Source organism: Vibrio sp. 811 (assembly GCF_033339195.1).
Genome location: NZ_JAWOUB010000088.1, coordinates 1 through 1,183, shown reverse-complemented (window position 1 = coordinate 1,183; position 1,183 = coordinate 1). Strand labels below are relative to the sequence as shown.

The 1,183-nt window shown below is 46.3% G+C and carries 1 protein-coding gene and 1 pseudogene; one reads left to right on the top strand and one right to left on the bottom strand.

Annotated features, from left to right (window positions below):
* Positions 1-600 (top strand): annotated as a pseudogene (locus R7Q46_RS25000) (ferric reductase); the annotation flags it as partial.
* 119 nt (positions 601-719) lie between these two features.
* On the opposite strand, the gene copI reads toward R7Q46_RS25000, so the two are convergent.
* Positions 720-1,181, bottom strand: a complete 462-nt coding sequence (copI, locus tag R7Q46_RS24995; protein ID WP_318077905.1) for a copper-resistant cuproprotein CopI — start codon at positions 1,179-1,181, stop codon at positions 720-722.
* Between the last annotated feature and the right edge of the window lie 2 nt (positions 1,182-1,183).

Genomic DNA, 1,183 nt, shown 5'->3' with positions numbered 1-1,183 from the left:
AACGGCCAAGGAAAACCTTGGCAAGGACACAAAGCTGGGCAGTTTGCTTATGTTCGTTTTGGTAATGAAGATCCGCATCCGTTTACGATTGTTTCAGGTGAGCATGAACCAGAGGTACGCTTTTTGATCAAAGAGTTGGGTGATTTCACTACGGATTTGTACCACAGAGTTAAAATTGGTGAAGAAGTGATGGTTGAAGGCCCTTACGGACGCTTGGCGTTTGACGTCAATAAGCCGCAGATTTGGATTGCGGGTGGTGTTGGGGTCGCATCGTTCTTTGCCATCTTAGCGTCACTCAAATCGCTAAAAACGCATCCTCCTGTGCATTTGTTTTACTGCACGCGAGGTTTGGACAGTCACTTAGTGGACGAGTTGTGGAAAATGGCACGTCTTGCGCAAGTGAAGCTGAACGTGATTGATACGGCGGTGTCTCCTCGACTTAACGTAGAGCGTATCGCGAGCGAATGTGGCGATTTAGCGCGTTATGAGTTCTATTTCTGCGGGCCTGAAGCTTTTTCGCAAACACTGAAAAAAGAGTTGAATGCTTATCGCGTCGATACCGAACGTCATTACCATGAAGAGCTGTTCGTCATGCGATAGTAGCAGGGATGAACGAAACAAAAAGGAGCTGAGTGCAGCTCCTTTTGTCTTGTTGTATTCATGTCTAACGTATTGTCATCGTTAGATTATCTTGTTTAAGCCGAAGCCGACTTATAACCTTACAACTTCACTTTTTTGACCATGCCAGCTTCTGCGTGGCCTGGAATGTTACAAGCAAACTCTACGTTGTTGTCTCCGTGGAAGTGCCACAAAATCTGTTTTGCTTTACCCGGTTCTACGGTGACAGCATTGCCAGAGTCGTGCATGTGATTACCTGACATGTTTTTCATCATCTCACGGTGCTCAAGTTGTTCTGCTGCTGAACCGATGGTGAACTCATGATCGATTTTGCCCGTGTTCATCACCACGAACTGCACGACGTCGTTCGGTTCGATTTTTACGTCTTTCTTGAAGGTGATTTTCATGTCATCGCTCAAAATTACATGGACGACTTTATCCGGTTTCGCCCCATTCGCTGGCATACCCACTGCTGACATTCCTGCCATGCCTTGCATGTTGGAGTGATCCATTTTTGAATGATCCATCGGCATATCGCCCATGTTCATGTTATCCATCGACATCG